Here is a 13726-nt window from a genome sequence, read left to right as displayed (position 1 = left end):
GAGCAAGTATTATATGGGTCTTACCCGAGTCTCGTTTCCATGTCCCTACTGAAGAAATGCGTCGCGACGGTCGCGGCGCTGGCCGTCGTTGTGGCCGCTGCCGGCGCGGGCGCCGGTTATTACTGGGCGACCCGGCCGCTGTTGTTGGGCGCGGCGTCGCTCGACGTGACGATCAAGCCGCGCAGCAGCGTGAAAAGCGTCGCGCTGCAGCTCAAGCGCGGCGGCGTGCCGGTCGAGCCGCTCGGCTTCGTCGCGATGACGCGCGTGCTCGGGCTGTCGAGCCGCCTCAAATCCGGCAACTACGAATTCAAGAGCGGCATCACGCCGTACGCCATCCTGCAGAAGATCGCGCGCGGCGACGTGAACGAGTACGTCGCCACGGTGATCGAAGGCTGGACCTTCAAGCGCATGCGCGCCGAACTCGACGGCAATCCCGACCTCGCGCACGCGAGCGCCGGCATGAGCGACGCGGAGCTGCTGCGCGCGATCGGCGCACCGGACACCGTGATCCGGCGCGGCAGCGGCGAAGGGCTGTTCTTCCCCGATACCTACCTGTTCGACAAGGGGACGAGCGACCTGAACATCTATCGCCGCGCGTATCGCCTGATGCAGACGCGCCTCGAAGAAGCCTGGGCGGCGCGCGCGCCGGGGCTGCCGTACAAGACGCCTTACGAAGCGCTGACGATCGCGTCGGTCATCGAAAAGGAAACCGGCCATGCGGCCGACCGCGCGTTCGTCGCGGCCGTGTTCGCGAACCGGCTGCGCATCGGGATGCCGCTGCAGACCGATCCGTCGGTGATCTACGGCCTCGGCGACGCGTACGACGGGCATCTGCGCAAGCGCGACCTGCAGGCCGACACTCCCTACAATACCTACACGCGGCGCGGGCTGCCGCCGACGCCGATCGCGCTGCCGGGTGTCGCGTCGCTGCAGGCGGCGATCAACCCGGCCCCGACGAGCGCGCTCTATTTCGTCGCGAAGGGCGACGGCACGAGCGTGTTCTCGGATACGCTCGGCGATCACAACAAGGCCGTGGACAAGTACATACGAGGTCAATGATGGCGCGCGGTAAATTCATCACGTTCGAAGGCATCGACGGGGCGGGCAAGACGACCCATCTGCAATGGTTCTGCGAGCGTCTGCAGGCGAAGCTCGCCGCGGGCGACCGGCAGGTCGTCGTCACCCGCGAACCGGGCGGCACGCCACTTGGCGAGGCGCTGCGCGAGATGCTGCTGAACCAGCCGATGGATCTCGAGACTGAAGCGCTGCTGATGTTCGCCGCGCGCCGCGAGCATCTCGCGCGCGTGATCGAGCCGGCGCTTGCACGCGGCGACTGGGTCGTGTCCGACCGCTTCACCGACGCGACGTTCGCCTACCAGGGCGGCGGCCGCGGGTTGCCGCGCGACAAGCTCGAAGCGCTCGAGCGCTGGGTGCAGGGCGGTTTTCAGCCGGACCTGACGGTGCTGTTCGACGTCGCGCCGCAGGTAGCGAGCGAGCGGCGCGGCGCCGCGCGTGCGCCCGACAAGTTCGAGAGCGAGACGGACGCGTTTTTCACGCGCACCCGCGACGAATACCTGCGGCGCGCGCAAGAGGCGCCGCATCGCTTCACGATCGTCGACGCGACGCAGACGATTCCCGAGATTCGCGGACGGCTCGAGCGCGTGCTCGCCGCGCTGTAACCCGAAGGAACGCATCCGATGATCTATCCGTGGCAAACCGACGACTGGAACCGCCTGCAGCAGCTGCGCGCGCAATGGCCGCATGCGCTGCTGTTGCACGGTCAGGCCGGGATCGGCAAGCTGCAGTTCGCGCAGCATCTCGCCAAGGGCTTCCTGTGCGAGTCGCCGCAGCCGGACGGCCAGCCGTGCGGCGCCTGCGCGGCCTGCACGTGGTTCGCGCAGGGCAACCATCCCGACTACCGGATCGTGCTGCCCGAGGCGCTCGCCGGTGAGGCGCCCGGCGCGGCCGACGACGCGAAGCCGGCCGACGCCGACGAAGGCGGCAAGAAAACCCGTGCGCCCAGCAAGGAGATCAAGATCGAGCAGGTGCGCGCATTGCTCGATTTCTGCGGCGTCGGCTCGCACCGCGGCGGCGCGCGCGTCGTCGTGCTGTATCCGGCCGAGGCGCTGAACGTCGCCGCGTCGAACGCGCTGTTGAAGACGCTCGAGGAGCCGCCGGCGGGCGTCGTGTTCCTGCTGGTGTCCGCACGCATCGACCGGCTGTTGCCGACCATCATCAGCCGCTGCCGGCAGTGGCCGATGACCGTGCCGGCGCCGGATGCGGCCGCGGCGTGGCTCGCCGCGCAGGGCATCGACGATGCGCGCGCGCTGCTCGCCGAAGCGGGCGGGGCGCCGCTCGCGGCGCTCGCGCTCGCGAGCGACGAGAACCGTCCGCTGCGCGATTTCACGCTCGGCCAGCTCGCGGCGGGCGCCGCGTGCGATCCGTTCGCCTGCGGCGAGACGCTGCAGAAGCTGCCGGTGCCGCTGGTGCTCGGCTGGCTGCAGCGCTGGCTGTACGATCTGCTCGCGCAGCGGATGGCCGGCGCGCCGCGCTACTTCCCGCTGCAGTCGGCCGCGCTCGCGCGGTGCGCGCACGCGGTCGACGCCAATGCGTTCGCGCGCTTCATGAAGACCGTGACGCGCCAGCGGATGGTCGAGAACCATCCGCTCAACGCCCGGCTCGTATTCGAGGAACTGTTTCTCGGTTATCGGGAAATCTTCGTCTGAGTAACGATTGTTTCCGCGTTGTGCGGAAACGATTGCCGGCGAGCGCCTCGCGCCCGTCCCAAGAATTCAGGAAACACGATGTTCGTCGATTCTCACTGTCACATCAATTTCAAGGGTCTCGCCGACCGCCTGCCGGCCGTGCTCGAGAACATGCGCGAGCACGACGTCACCCATGCGCTGTGCGTCTCGGTCGATTTCGAGACGCTGCCCGAGGTGCTCGCAATCGCGCAGGCGCACGACAACGTGTACGCGTCGGTCGGCGTGCATCCCGATCACGAGGACGCGCATGATCCGACGCTCGCCGAGCTGATCGAGCTGGCCGCGCATCCGAAGGTCGTCGCGATCGGCGAGACGGGCCTCGACTACTACCGTCTCGAAGGCCGCACGATCGCCGACATGGAATGGCAGCGCGAACGCTTTCGCACGCACATCCGCGCGGCGACCGCGACGATGAAGCCGCTGATCGTTCATACGCGCTCGTCGTCGGAAGACACGCTGCGGATCATGGCCGAGGAGCGCGCGCACGTGCCGGGCGGCGTGATGCACTGCTTCACCGAGCCGTGGCCGGTCGCCGAGCAGGCGCTCGCGCAGAACTTCCATATTTCGCTGTCGGGGATCGTCACGTTCAAGAACGCGACCGACGTGCAGGACGTCGCGCGGCGTGTGCCGCTCGAGCGGCTGCTGATCGAAACCGATTCGCCGTACCTTGCGCCGGTGCCGTATCGCGGCAAGCCGAATGAACCTGCGTACGTGAGCCATGTCGGACGCTTTATCGCCGCGGAACGCGGGATCGCCGTCGAGGCGCTCGCCGAAGCGACGACGCAGAATTTTTTCCGGCTGTTCAGGATCGCCCGTTGAGCACGCGCGACCCGGCCGACAACCCAGGGAAGGAGCCCACAACAATGACGAAGTCGACCACATACCTGCCCAAACGCGCACTCGCCGCCGCCGTCCTCGCCGCGAGCGGCCTGATGGCCGCTGCCGGCGCGCATGCCGAGTCGCTCGATGCGATCGTCAAGGCCGTCAAGTTCGACGACATCGCCGACATCGGCAAGCAGCTGAAGGCCGGCAAGCTCGATCCGAACACGCTCGCGCCGAACGGCGACCCGCTGCTCGTGATCGCCGCGCGCGAAAAGTCCGACAAGGTCGCGGCCGCGCTCGCGGCTACGCCGAACGTCGATCTCGAGAAGGAGGACAAGGCCGGCGAGAACGCGCTGATGCTCGCCTCGCTGAACGGCGACGCCGGGCTCGTCAAGCTGCTGATCGACAAGGGCGCGGAAGTCAGCAAGAAGGGCTGGGCGCCGCTGCACTACGCGGCGACCAACGGCCACGACGACGTGGTGAAGATCCTGCTCGACCACGACGCGTACATCGACACCGCGTCGCCGAACGGCACCACGCCGCTGATGATGGCCGCGCGCGGCAACCACGCGTCGACGGTCAACCTGCTGCTCGACCAGGGCGCCGATCCGCAGGTGAAGAACCAGCTCGGCATCACCGCGCTCGAGTTCGCGAAGCACTACAACGCGCCGGATGCGATCGAGATCCTGAGCAAGCGGACGGTGCGCGTCGGCGCGTCTGCGCCGGCAGATGCCCAAAAGAGTGCAAAATGACGGTTTTCGGCGCGGCGGCCGGTTGCCGCCGCACCGATCGTCGCAGTAAGCGGCCTCGCGCCGCATTGACATAAGGAACACCATGTTGCGGGCTATGTTTTGTGCCGCGGCGTTCGCCGTGCCGTTGTCGGCGGCGGCTTTCACGGGCGCGGATCTCGACCGGCTGTGCGCGAAGACCGACGTCAAGTCGCGGGCGTCGTGCGCGGCCTATATCGAAGGCGCGGCCGATGGCGTCTACAACACGATCGACGCGATCGGCGGCACGACGGGGCCGCGCGTCGGCCAGTATTTCTGCCTGCCGCCCGACATCCGGGCGCAGCAAATGACCGACGCGGTGCGTAAGTACATCGCCGAGAACCCGAAGTTGGCCGACTACAACGCGAGCACCGCGGTGTCGCTCGGACTCGGCAAGGCGTTCCCGTGCAGGGGCGGCAACTGATTTGACGCCGCGTCCGGGCGCGCACGCCGCCCGGACCTCGCCGACGCATCCAGGACGACGCCATTACGGGTCATAACCGAAGCATCCCGGACGCCGATGATTTCAATCGAGGAAGTGCAGCGCATCGCCGATGCGCCCTTGCATTCGTGGCTCGGCACATTCTGCGTGTCGGCGCTCGTCGTGCTCGTTTTCGTGATCGTGCATCGCATCGGCGCGCGCATCGTGCATCGCATCGCGCGGCCGTATCCGCTGCTGAGCGTGATCCTGCGCTACATCGACAAGCCGTCGCTCGTCACGCTCGTGCTGCTCGCGCTCGAGTTCGTATGGCTGCAGGCGAACGACGCGATGTCGTTCGTCGGCGGGATGCGCTCCGCGGCCGCGGTCGGCACCATCGTTTCGCTCACGTGGCTGCTGGTGCGACTCGCGGCCGGCGTCGGCGACGCGATCATCCAGGCCCATCCGATGGATACGGCCGACAATCTCCACGCGCGGCGCATCCATACGCAGGCCAAGGTGCTGGTTCGGACCGTCATGGTGCTGATCGTGATCATCGGCACGGGCGGTGCGTTGATGACGTTTCCGAACGTGCGCCAGGTGGGCGCGAGCCTGCTCGCGTCGGCCGGCGTGGCCGGCCTCGTCGCCGGTATCGCCGCGCGGCCGGTGCTCGGCAATCTGATCGCCGGGCTGCAGATCGCGCTGACCCAGCCGATCCGGCTCGACGACGTCGTCGTGATCCAGGGCGAATGGGGCCGTATCGAGGAAATCACCGGGTCGTTCGTGTCGGTGCGGCTGTGGGACCAGCGGCGGCTCGTCGTGCCGCTACAGTGGATCATCGAAAATCCGTTCACGAACTGGACCCGCAGCAGCTCCGAGATCATCGGCACGGTGTACCTGTCGGTCGACTACCGCACGCCGCTCGCGCCGCTGCGCGAGGAGCTCGCGCGGCTCGTCCATGCCGCGCCCGAATGGGACGGCCGCGTGCAGGTGCTGCAGGTGACCGACGCGAGCGAGCGCACGATGCAGTTGCGTGCGCTGGTGAGCGCGGCCGATTCGTCCACGTGCTGGGACTTGCGGTGCCGCGTGCGCGAGGGCCTGATCGCGTATTTGCAGGCGAACTATCCGCAGTGCCTGCCGCGCGACCGGATGGAGCTGTATCCGCATGAGGCGGCGCCGGAGGGCCCGCGTCCCGAACGGCCGCACACGCGGTCTGCCGCCGCCAGCACCGCGGCCAACACGGCGGCCGACCCGCAGGTCGCCGAAGGCCGCTGATCGCGTGCCGCGATTGGTGGCCGCTTCCTGCCCATGACCGCGCTCAAGACACTCGCCATCGCCAACTACCGCTCGCTGCGCGAGCTGATCGTGCCGCTCGCGGCGCTCACCGTCGTCACCGGGCCGAACGGCAGCGGCAAGTCGAGCGTCTATCGCGCGCTGCGGCTGCTGGCGGACACCGCACAGGGGCGCGTGATCCCGTCGCTCGCCCGCGAAGGCGGGCTGCCGTCGACGCTCTGGGCCGGCCCCGAGCGCTTTTCGCGCGCGATGCTCGCGGGCGACACGCCGGTGACCGGCACGGTGCGCAACCGGCCCGTGAGCCTGAAGCTCGGCTTTGCGTGCGCCGACTTCGGCTATGCGATCGACCTCGGGCTGCCGGTGCCGAGCAGCTCGCAATTCACGCTCGATCCCGTCGTGAAGCGCGAATGTATCTGGGGCGGCGCGCTGCTGCGGCCGTCGACGCTGCTGGTCGAACGACAGGGCGCACAGATCCGCACGCGCACCGCGTCGGGCGACTGGCGCACGGTGCCGCAGCCGGTGGCGAGCTTCGACAGCATGATGACCGAATTCGCGGATCCGGTCGGCGCGCCGGAGATGATCGCGGTGCGCGAGCGCATCCGTTCGTGGCGCTTCTACGACCATTTCCGGACCGATGCCCGGGCGCCGGCGCGGCAGTCGCACATCGGCACGCACACGCCGGTGCTCGCGGACGACGGCGCCGATCTCGCGGCGGCGCTGCAGACGATCCGCGAGATCGGCGATGCCGCCGCTCTCGATGCGACGATCGACGACGCGTTTCCGGGCGCGTCGATCGACATCGACAATCCGGGCGGGCGCGGCCGCTTCGACGTGCTGATGCGTCAGTCGGGGCTGCTGCGACCGCTGGCGGCGGCCGAACTGTCGGATGGCACGCTGCGTTATCTGCTGCTCGCGGCCGCGCTGCTGACGCCGCGCCCGCCCGCGCTGATGGTACTGAACGAGCCGGAGACGAGCCTGCATCCCGATCTGCTGCCGGCGCTGGGCCGCCTGATCGCGCAGGCCGCGCGGCGTTCGCAGGTGCTGGTCGTGTCGCACGCGGCGCGGCTGATCGCGACGCTCGAGCGCGAGGCCGGTTGCGAGTCGCTGGTGCTCGACAAGCAGCTCGGCGCGACGGTGCTCGTCGATGCGGACGCGCGCGATCTGCCGCCGTGGAAGTGGCCGGCGCGCTGACGGGCACGCGCGGCGGCGCGCGGTCGAAGCGGCGCGGCGAATGTATCCGCGCTGTAACAAGCCCCATAAAGTGAAAGACGCGGCACCGCGGTGCGGCGCGATCGCGAATAATGACGGGATATCGGTGTCGACGGCCATGCTGGCCCGCTTTGCGTCGGACGATCGGTCGGCACCGCGTTCGCCGGCCCGCCGAGCACAGGAGACGTGGACTATGAGAATTGCGCAGATCGCCCCGCTGACCGAATCCGTGCCGCCGAAGCTCTACGGCGGCACGGAGCGCGTCGTGTCCTACATTACGGAAGCGCTCGTCGACCTCGGCCATGACGTGACGCTGTTCGCCAGCGGCGATTCGACGACCCAGGCCAAGCTGGAGCCGGTGTGGCCGCGCGCGCTGCGGCTCGATTCGTCGATCCGCGACCGCGTCGCGCCGCACATGCTGCTGATGGAGACGGTCGCGCGGCGCGCGAAGGATTTCGACGTGCTCCATTTCCACATGGACTACTACTCGTTTTCGGTGTTCAACCGGCAGGACACGCCGTTCGTCACGACGCTGCACGGCCGGCTCGACTTACCCGAGCAGCAGCCGGTGTTCGACACGTTCGACACCGCGCCGGTGATCTCGATCTCGAATTCGCAGCGTCAGCCGCTGCCGCAGGCGAAGTGGCTGACGACCGTCTACCACGGGCTGCCCGACACGCTGTATCTGCCGCAGCCGGTCGAGCCGCGTTACCTCGCGTTCCTCGGCCGCATTTCGCCCGAGAAGCGCGTCGATACGGCGATCCGCATCGCCCAGCAGTGCGGGCTGCCGATCCGCATCGCCGCGAAGATCGACGCGGCCGACCAGGAATACTTCGAGCGCGAGATCGAGCCGCTGTTTGCGCTGCCGCACGTCGAGTACATCGGCGAGATCGCCGATCATCAAAAGGCCGAGTTCCTGTCGGGCGCGCATGCGCTGCTGTTTCCGATCGACTGGCCGGAGCCGTTCGGGCTGGTGATGATCGAGGCGATGTCGTGCGGCACGCCGGTGATCGCGTTCAATCGCGGCGCCGTGCCGGAAGTGGTGGACGAGGGCGTGTCCGGTTTCATCGTCGAGGACGAGATCAGCGCGGTGGCCGCCGTCAATCGGCTGCACCTGCTGCCGCGCACCCGCGTGCGCCAGCGCTTCGAGGAGCGCTTCACGTCGCGCCGGATGGCGCAGCAGTACGTCGACGTCTACCAGTCGCTGATACGCGCGCAGAAGCGGTCGCGCTTCAAGGTCATCGACTCGACGACCTGACCGACCCGACGCGCCCATGAAAAAACGGCGATGTCCGCACTGGACATCGCCGTTTGCACATCGCCCGCGCGCGGGCGGGGACGCCGCAGCGTCAGATCTTCAGCTTCGTGACCTTCGTGCCGTTGATCGACACGTCGCCCATCAGGCCGGCGTTGGTCAGCACGACGACCTGCACTGGTGCGGTGGCCGTCGTCGTGTCGATCGCGCCGTTCGCGCCCATCTTCACGAGCGCGACCGATGCGCCGGCGCCGGCGGCCCAGCCGTCCGAGCCGCGGAATTCGTCGAGCGCCTGTTGCGTCATGAACAGGAACACGACGGACTTCGATTGCGCGCCGGCCTGCAGGCCGACCGACAGCGACGACGTGTTGTAGTAGCCGACCGTCGCGCCGCCGACGCGCAGCGCGCCGTTGCCGGTCTGGCCGCCGACGATGAAGCCGGCCTGGATCACGTCGGGGAACACCAGCACGCCGCGCGACTTCGCGACGAGTTCACGCGAGCCCTTGACCGTGGAATACAGGCGCGACAGCGTTGCGTCGACGCTCGCGTCGATCGCCTGGCGCTTCGACGCGTTGGTCGCGGCGTTGTCCGGCTTGTCGGGCGTGGTGGTGCAACCGGTCAGCGCGAGGCTGCCGACGATGAGCGCAGCGGCGGCTTTCGCCACGAGATTCCGTTTTTGCATCGTTCTTCTCCATCAGATGATGTTCGGAGTGAGTCTCGCTCACGGAGCGGATCACGTCGGACGTTATATCACAGGGGATTACAACCCCTTTTCATCGTGGAGAGAAAAAGCGTCAAATCGTGTCGGTTTGTCGCGGTGCGCCAACGGGGGCCGATGCGCCCGCGTGGGCGTCGGCGGCGAGCCACCGACGCCGCCGACGGCCTCAATGCGTGACGGGCGGTGCAGGCGGGGCGGGCGGTTTGATCGGCGGGCGTCGCAACGCGCGGCGCAGCAGCGCGATCACGACGCCGCACGCGAACAGGAACGCCGCCGGCACGACCCAGTAGCCGACGAACGCGTGCCACAGATACGCGGCGAGCGTGTTGCGGCGCAGCACATATTCGTCGCGGGCCGCCTGCTGGCGTGGTGCGTTGGCGGCCAGCACGTCGGCGGGGCAGCCGGCCGCGCGCGCGGCGTCAGCGTCGCCGTGGCACTTGGCGGCGGCCCCGGCTGCCTGCTGCGCGTCGGTGAGCTGCCAGGTGGTCAGCGCGAGTTGCAGATCGGCGTTGTTGTACGCCATTTCCTCGCGGATCTCGCGCACCGCGACGATCGCCACGGGCACGGCCCAGAATACGATCACGATCAGCCAGCGGCGGAACCAGCGGTGTTGTCTCCATGCCATCCATGCCTCCGTTTGACGCGGCTTATGCGTCCGTGTCGAGGGCGGCCCGATGGCGCTTCTTGTACTTGGATGGGCCGCGTTGCAGCCATCATAGAAGAAATCGCGGCGAATTGCCGCACCATGTGGCGGCGTTCGAACGGCGCGATGCGGCCCAGGCGACGCGGTAGCGCAGGGAGGAGCACCGGACACAACGGGGCCGGTGTGCGGGCCGGCGCGTCGAGGCAGGCTGCGCGATCGCGCCGGTCGATGCACGCGCAACGAAACGCACCGGAAATGAAAAATGCCGCGCCCGCCGAAGCGGTGCGCGGCATTCGCGCGGGAGCGCCGGGACTCAGTTGGCCGGCTGATTGCTCAGGCAGCTCTTCATGAACGTCTTGCGGTCGTCGCCCTTCTTGTCGGCGGCCTGGGTGTTGCAGGCCTTCATCTTTTCCTGCTGCGACATCTTCTTCGCGGGCTTGGCCGACAGGCAGTCCTTCATGAACGCCTTGCGTTCGTCGCCCGTCTTGCCGGCGGCCTGCGTGTTACAGGCCTTCATCTTGTCCTGCTGGCTGTTCGCCGCGAAAGCGGGGGAAGCCAGCATGCCGCCGAGAAGGACTGCGGCTACGAGCGATTGGATTTTCATTTCGACACTCCCATGGGGTGAATTGCGTTCTATATCGACGCCGTCACGAAGCGCGCCGCAGCGGCAACAGGGCCGCATCGCGCCGCGCGCTCCGATTATGGCAAATCAATGTGAAAACACCAAAACGGCCTTCCTATAACGCGGCGGCCGACTCGATCGTTGACGGCACGCGTGCGCCGATCATCGGGACAAACCATGACGCGCGGCGGCCGCGTCGAGGGTGCGCGCGCCGAACTTGGCGGCGGGCCGGCCGCAAGCCATTACAATCGCGGCCATGAACACTTCGAACATTGCATCTCCTTCGTCCGCGCCGGCGTTGCCGCGCATCGCCGTACTCGCGACCGGCGGCACGATCGCCGGCGCCGCGCCGGACGCCGCCAGCACGGCCGGCTATCAGGCCGGCGCGCTCGGCGTCAACTTCCTGCTCGACGCGGTGCCGGCGCTGGCATCGGTCGCGCGCGTCGACGCCGAGCAGGTCGCGAGCATCGACAGCAAGGACCTCGCCCTGCCGCTGTGGAATACGCTCGCGGCGCGCATCGACGCGCTGATGGCCGACCCGGCGATCGACGGCATCGTGATCACGCACGGCACCGACACGCTCGAGGAAACCGCGTACGCGCTCCATCTCGTCGTGACCGGCGACAAACCGGTCGTGCTGACCGCCGCGATGCGGCCGGCTACCGCGCTGTCGTCCGACGGCCCGCTGAACCTGCTGAACGCGGTGACGGTCGCCGCGCATCCGGCCGCGCGCGGGCAGGGCGTGCTGCTCGCCTTCAACAATCGCATCCATGCCGCGCGCGACGTCGTGAAGACGAGCACCTACGCGGTCGACGCATTCCATTCGCCGGAGCTCGGTGCGCTCGGCTGGGTGCAGGACGGTCGCGTCGAGTTCGCGCGCCGCGCGACGCGCAGCCGCGACGCGCAACTGATGATCGCGGCCGCGTGGCCGGCGGTCGAAGTCGTCGCGAGCTATGCGGGCGCGACGCGCACGGCGGTCGACGCGCTGGTCGCGGCCGGCGTGCGCGGCCTGGTCGTCGCGGGCACCGGCAACGGCTCGATCCATGCGACGCTGCAGGCGGCGCTCGCCGATGCGGCGAACGCGGGCGTTGCCGTGGTGCGTGCGTCGCGCGTCGGCTCGGGCCACGTGATGCGCAACGGCGCCGCCAACGACGATGCGCTCGGCTTCGTGAGCGCCGGGTCGCTGAATCCGTTCAAGGCGCGCGTGCTGCTGATGCTCGCACTCGCGAACGGCATCGACGGGCGCGACGCATTGCAGCGCGTGTTCGATACGCTGTGACGGCCGGCCGCTGATAGGGCGGCGCGTGTCGCGTGCAATGAAAAACGCAGGCCGACGGCCTGCGTTTTTTATGTCGGTGTCGCGCCGGACGCTCAGGACTGCGGCGGGATCACCAGCTTCTGGCCCGGATAGATCCGATCCGGACTCGACAGCATCGGCTTGTTCGCCTCGAAGATCACCGGGTACTTGTTCGCGTCGCCGTACACTTCCTTCGCGATCGCGGACAGCGTATCGCCCGGCTTCACGTCGTGGTACTGAACTTCCGGATCGTCCGGCTGGAGATCGTCGTCGTTGACGCCGGCGACGCCCTGCACGTTGCCGGCCGCGACCTTGACCTTCGCCTTCGTGTCGAGGTCGGGCACGCTGCCCGACAGCGTGACGGTGCGCGATGCGCCGTCGAACGCGACCGTCAGGTTCGACGTGTCGAGACCTTGCGTGTTGATGTAGTGCTTGATCGCATCGGCCGCGGTCTGGTTCGCGGCATTCGGATTTTCCGCCGCTTGCGCGTCGGCATGACCCAGCAGTTTTTCACCCGCCTCTTTGATAAACGAAAGAAGACCCATCGCTGCACTCCCTAGGTGTTGAAACGAAATGCGCCGTGAAGTGGCGAAAAAAACACCGCGCTGCACGCGCTCACCGGAGTGGCGCGCGGCGCGGCGGATTTCTCGAAAGGCGTGGCGAAAGTGTAGGCGTTCATCGCGGCGATTGCATGAAAAATCGCACGCCCGAACGTAAAGAAATGTAATACGCGAAATCCGACAGGCGGACACCCGACGACGACGTCTGACCGACCAAGGCTTCCCCGGCGTCGCCGGGTGCCGCTGCGGACCCCACCACGTCGCTCTCAGCCCAGAGCGGCGTTTTTCGCCCCGTCGCGCACGCATATCGCCATGCGCGGCAGGGCGCCCCAACGTGATGCGCGTGCAGTCGCGCATCGATGCGACCGGCCGTGGCCGGGCCGCGTGTATGTCGCACGCGTTCGCTGTGTGATTCGCGTTATGCGATGCGCGATCAGCAATCAGCATTACGCACGCCGCATTACGCGTCCGGCTGTTGCCCAATCTCGAAGTTCGACATGAACTCGAGGGCGCGCACGAGCGCCGAGTGATCCCATGCGCGCCCGCCGTGCGACGCGCACACGCTGAACAGCTGCTGCGCGCTGGCCGTGTGCGGCAACGCGAGGCCGAGCTTGCGGGCGCCGTCGAGCGCGAGGTTGAGATCCTTCTGGTGCAGCTCGATGCGAAAGCCCGGCTCGAACGTGCGCTTCGTCATCCGCGCGCCGTGCACTTCGAGGATGCGCGACGCGGCGAAGCCGCCCATCAGCGCCTGGCGCACGCGTTCCGGATCGGCGCCGGAGCGCGCGGCGAACAGCAGCGCCTCGCCGACCGCTTCGATGTTCAGCGCGACGATGATCTGGTTCGCGACCTTGCAGGTCTGCCCCGCGCCGTTGTCGCCGACGAGCGTGATGTTCCTGCCCATCTTCTCGAACAGCGGTTTCGCGCGCTCGAACGCCTGCTCGGGGCCGCCGACCATGATCGTCAGCGTCGCTTCGCGCGCGCCGACTTCGCCACCGGACACCGGCGCGTCGAGGTAGTCGCAGCCGAGCGCGTTGATCTGCTTCGCGAAGGCCTGCGTGTCGAGCGGCGAGATCGAGCTCATGTCGATCACCAGCTTGCCGGCCGAGAGGCCGTTCGCGACGCCGTCGTCGGCGAACAGCACGTTGCGCACGTCGGGCGTGTCGGGGACCATCGAGATGATGACGTCCGCGTGGCGCGCGACTTCGGTCGAATTCCCGACGACCTTCGCGCGCGCGCGCAGATCGTCGGGAATCGGGAACGCGCCGTTGACGACGAGCTGATGATCGCCGTCGAGCAGGTTGCGCGCCATGTGCGCGCCCATGATGCCGAGGCCGATGAAACCGATGTGTGCCATATG

General features: G+C 68.1%; 16 protein-coding genes. 10 read left to right on the top strand and 6 right to left on the bottom strand.

Features of this window, described 5'->3' with window-relative positions:
• The first annotated feature begins 39 nt into the window (after nt 1-39).
• The 9 genes from mltG to C3Y15_RS01945 all read left to right on the top strand — a co-directional run bounded on the left by mltG (nt 40) and on the right by C3Y15_RS01945 (nt 8532).
• The gene (gene mltG, locus C3Y15_RS01985) at nt 40-1059 is read left to right on the top strand and encodes an endolytic transglycosylase MltG (protein WP_011885041.1); all 1020 of its coding nucleotides are present in this window, start codon (nt 40-42) and stop codon (nt 1057-1059) included.
• Nucleotides 1059-1679 (top strand): dTMP kinase, encoded by a 621-nt coding sequence (gene tmk, locus C3Y15_RS01980; RefSeq protein WP_011885040.1) that lies wholly within the window; start codon nt 1059-1061, stop codon nt 1677-1679. The genes mltG and tmk overlap by 1 nt, the downstream gene beginning before the upstream one ends.
• An 18-nt stretch (nt 1680-1697) precedes the next feature.
• Nucleotides 1698-2726, top strand: a complete 1029-nt coding sequence (locus C3Y15_RS01975; protein WP_059495640.1) for a DNA polymerase III subunit delta' — start codon at nt 1698-1700, stop codon at nt 2724-2726.
• A gap of 78 nt (nt 2727-2804) precedes the next feature.
• Nucleotides 2805-3584, top strand: a complete 780-nt coding sequence (locus tag C3Y15_RS01970) for a TatD family hydrolase (protein ID WP_059475039.1) — start codon at nt 2805-2807, stop codon at nt 3582-3584.
• A 44-nt stretch (nt 3585-3628) separates the two neighbouring features.
• Entirely contained in the window at nt 3629-4339 is a 711-nt protein-coding gene (locus tag C3Y15_RS01965; RefSeq protein WP_011885037.1) for an ankyrin repeat domain-containing protein, read from the top strand.
• An 82-nt stretch (nt 4340-4421) separates the two neighbouring features.
• A complete protein-coding gene (locus C3Y15_RS01960; protein WP_011885036.1) occupies nt 4422-4778 on the top strand; it encodes a Rap1a/Tai family immunity protein in 357 nt (118 codons plus the stop codon).
• Between the two features lie 96 nt (nt 4779-4874).
• Nucleotides 4875-6047 (top strand): mechanosensitive ion channel domain-containing protein, encoded by a 1173-nt coding sequence (locus C3Y15_RS01955; RefSeq protein ID WP_011885035.1) that lies wholly within the window; start codon nt 4875-4877, stop codon nt 6045-6047.
• 33 nt (nt 6048-6080) lie between these two features.
• Nucleotides 6081-7256: an AAA family ATPase gene (locus C3Y15_RS01950; protein ID WP_059668778.1), complete on the top strand. Its 1176-nt coding sequence runs from the start codon at nt 6081-6083 to the stop codon at nt 7254-7256.
• 211 nt (nt 7257-7467) lie between these two features.
• Nucleotides 7468-8532: a glycosyltransferase family 4 protein gene (locus tag C3Y15_RS01945; protein ID WP_011885033.1), complete on the top strand. Its 1065-nt coding sequence runs from the start codon at nt 7468-7470 to the stop codon at nt 8530-8532.
• Between the two features lie 91 nt (nt 8533-8623).
• Here C3Y15_RS01945 and C3Y15_RS01940 read toward each other — a convergent pair whose 3' ends face one another.
• From C3Y15_RS01940 to C3Y15_RS01930, 3 genes are all read right to left on the bottom strand, one after another.
• A complete protein-coding gene (locus tag C3Y15_RS01940) occupies nt 8624-9211 on the bottom strand; it encodes a YSC84-related protein (protein ID WP_011885032.1) in 588 nt (195 codons plus the stop codon).
• Between the two features lie 202 nt (nt 9212-9413).
• Complete coding sequence (locus C3Y15_RS01935) at nt 9414-9872, bottom strand: hypothetical protein (RefSeq protein ID WP_034195365.1); 459 nt, start codon at nt 9870-9872, stop codon at nt 9414-9416.
• Nucleotides 9873-10203: 331 nt separating this feature from the next.
• Complete coding sequence (locus C3Y15_RS01930) at nt 10204-10494, bottom strand: PsiF family protein (RefSeq protein WP_034195366.1); 291 nt, start codon at nt 10492-10494, stop codon at nt 10204-10206.
• A gap of 274 nt (nt 10495-10768) precedes the next feature.
• Between C3Y15_RS01930 and C3Y15_RS01925 the strand changes: the two genes are divergently transcribed.
• Nucleotides 10769-11791 (top strand): asparaginase, encoded by a 1023-nt coding sequence (locus C3Y15_RS01925; RefSeq protein ID WP_046426102.1) that lies wholly within the window; start codon nt 10769-10771, stop codon nt 11789-11791.
• A 92-nt stretch (nt 11792-11883) separates the two neighbouring features.
• Here C3Y15_RS01925 and lysM read toward each other — a convergent pair whose 3' ends face one another.
• The 3 genes from lysM to C3Y15_RS01915 all read right to left on the bottom strand — a co-directional run bounded on the left by lysM (nt 11884) and on the right by C3Y15_RS01915 (nt 13723).
• Nucleotides 11884-12354: a peptidoglycan-binding protein LysM gene (gene lysM / locus C3Y15_RS01920; protein ID WP_014723131.1), complete on the bottom strand. Its 471-nt coding sequence runs from the start codon at nt 12352-12354 to the stop codon at nt 11884-11886.
• An 11-nt stretch (nt 12355-12365) separates the two neighbouring features.
• Nucleotides 12366-12488: a hypothetical protein gene (locus tag C3Y15_RS32510; RefSeq protein ID WP_014723130.1), complete on the bottom strand. Its 123-nt coding sequence runs from the start codon at nt 12486-12488 to the stop codon at nt 12366-12368.
• 341 nt (nt 12489-12829) lie between these two features.
• Nucleotides 12830-13723: a 2-hydroxy-3-oxopropionate reductase gene (locus C3Y15_RS01915; RefSeq protein ID WP_046426104.1), complete on the bottom strand. Its 894-nt coding sequence runs from the start codon at nt 13721-13723 to the stop codon at nt 12830-12832.
• Between the last annotated feature and the right edge of the window lie 3 nt (nt 13724-13726).

Origin of the sequence: Burkholderia sp. B10, from assembly GCF_004368385.1 — a bacterium.
GTDB classification, from domain to species: Bacteria; Pseudomonadota; Gammaproteobacteria; order Burkholderiales; family Burkholderiaceae; genus Burkholderia; species Burkholderia vietnamiensis.
This window is presented reverse-complemented; position numbering and strand designations above follow the sequence as displayed.

Excerpts from the sequence above, each read along its gene's own strand:
- mltG (WP_011885041.1), top strand. The coding sequence starts at position 40 with ATGTCCCTACTGAAGAAATGCGTCGCGACGGTCGCGGCGCTGGCCGTC.
- tmk (WP_011885040.1), top strand. The coding sequence starts at position 1,059 with ATGGCGCGCGGTAAATTCATCACGTTCGAAGGCATCGACGGGGCGGGC.
- C3Y15_RS01975 (WP_059495640.1), top strand. The coding sequence starts at position 1,698 with ATGATCTATCCGTGGCAAACCGACGACTGGAACCGCCTGCAGCAGCTG.
- C3Y15_RS01970 (WP_059475039.1), top strand. The coding sequence starts at position 2,805 with ATGTTCGTCGATTCTCACTGTCACATCAATTTCAAGGGTCTCGCCGAC.
- C3Y15_RS01965 (WP_011885037.1), top strand. The coding sequence starts at position 3,629 with ATGACGAAGTCGACCACATACCTGCCCAAACGCGCACTCGCCGCCGCC.
- C3Y15_RS01960 (WP_011885036.1), top strand. The coding sequence starts at position 4,422 with ATGTTGCGGGCTATGTTTTGTGCCGCGGCGTTCGCCGTGCCGTTGTCG.
- C3Y15_RS01955 (WP_011885035.1), top strand. The coding sequence starts at position 4,875 with ATGATTTCAATCGAGGAAGTGCAGCGCATCGCCGATGCGCCCTTGCAT.
- C3Y15_RS01950 (WP_059668778.1), top strand. The coding sequence starts at position 6,081 with ATGACCGCGCTCAAGACACTCGCCATCGCCAACTACCGCTCGCTGCGC.
- C3Y15_RS01945 (WP_011885033.1), top strand. The coding sequence starts at position 7,468 with ATGAGAATTGCGCAGATCGCCCCGCTGACCGAATCCGTGCCGCCGAAG.
- C3Y15_RS01940 (WP_011885032.1), bottom strand. The coding sequence starts at position 9,211 with ATGCAAAAACGGAATCTCGTGGCGAAAGCCGCCGCTGCGCTCATCGTC.
- C3Y15_RS01935 (WP_034195365.1), bottom strand. The coding sequence starts at position 9,872 with ATGGCATGGAGACAACACCGCTGGTTCCGCCGCTGGCTGATCGTGATC.
- C3Y15_RS01930 (WP_034195366.1), bottom strand. The coding sequence starts at position 10,494 with ATGAAAATCCAATCGCTCGTAGCCGCAGTCCTTCTCGGCGGCATGCTG.
- C3Y15_RS01925 (WP_046426102.1), top strand. The coding sequence starts at position 10,769 with ATGAACACTTCGAACATTGCATCTCCTTCGTCCGCGCCGGCGTTGCCG.
- lysM (WP_014723131.1), bottom strand. The coding sequence starts at position 12,354 with ATGGGTCTTCTTTCGTTTATCAAAGAGGCGGGTGAAAAACTGCTGGGT.
- C3Y15_RS32510 (WP_014723130.1), bottom strand. The coding sequence starts at position 12,488 with ATGAACGCCTACACTTTCGCCACGCCTTTCGAGAAATCCGCCGCGCCG.
- C3Y15_RS01915 (WP_046426104.1), bottom strand. The coding sequence starts at position 13,723 with ATGGCACACATCGGTTTCATCGGCCTCGGCATCATGGGCGCGCACATG.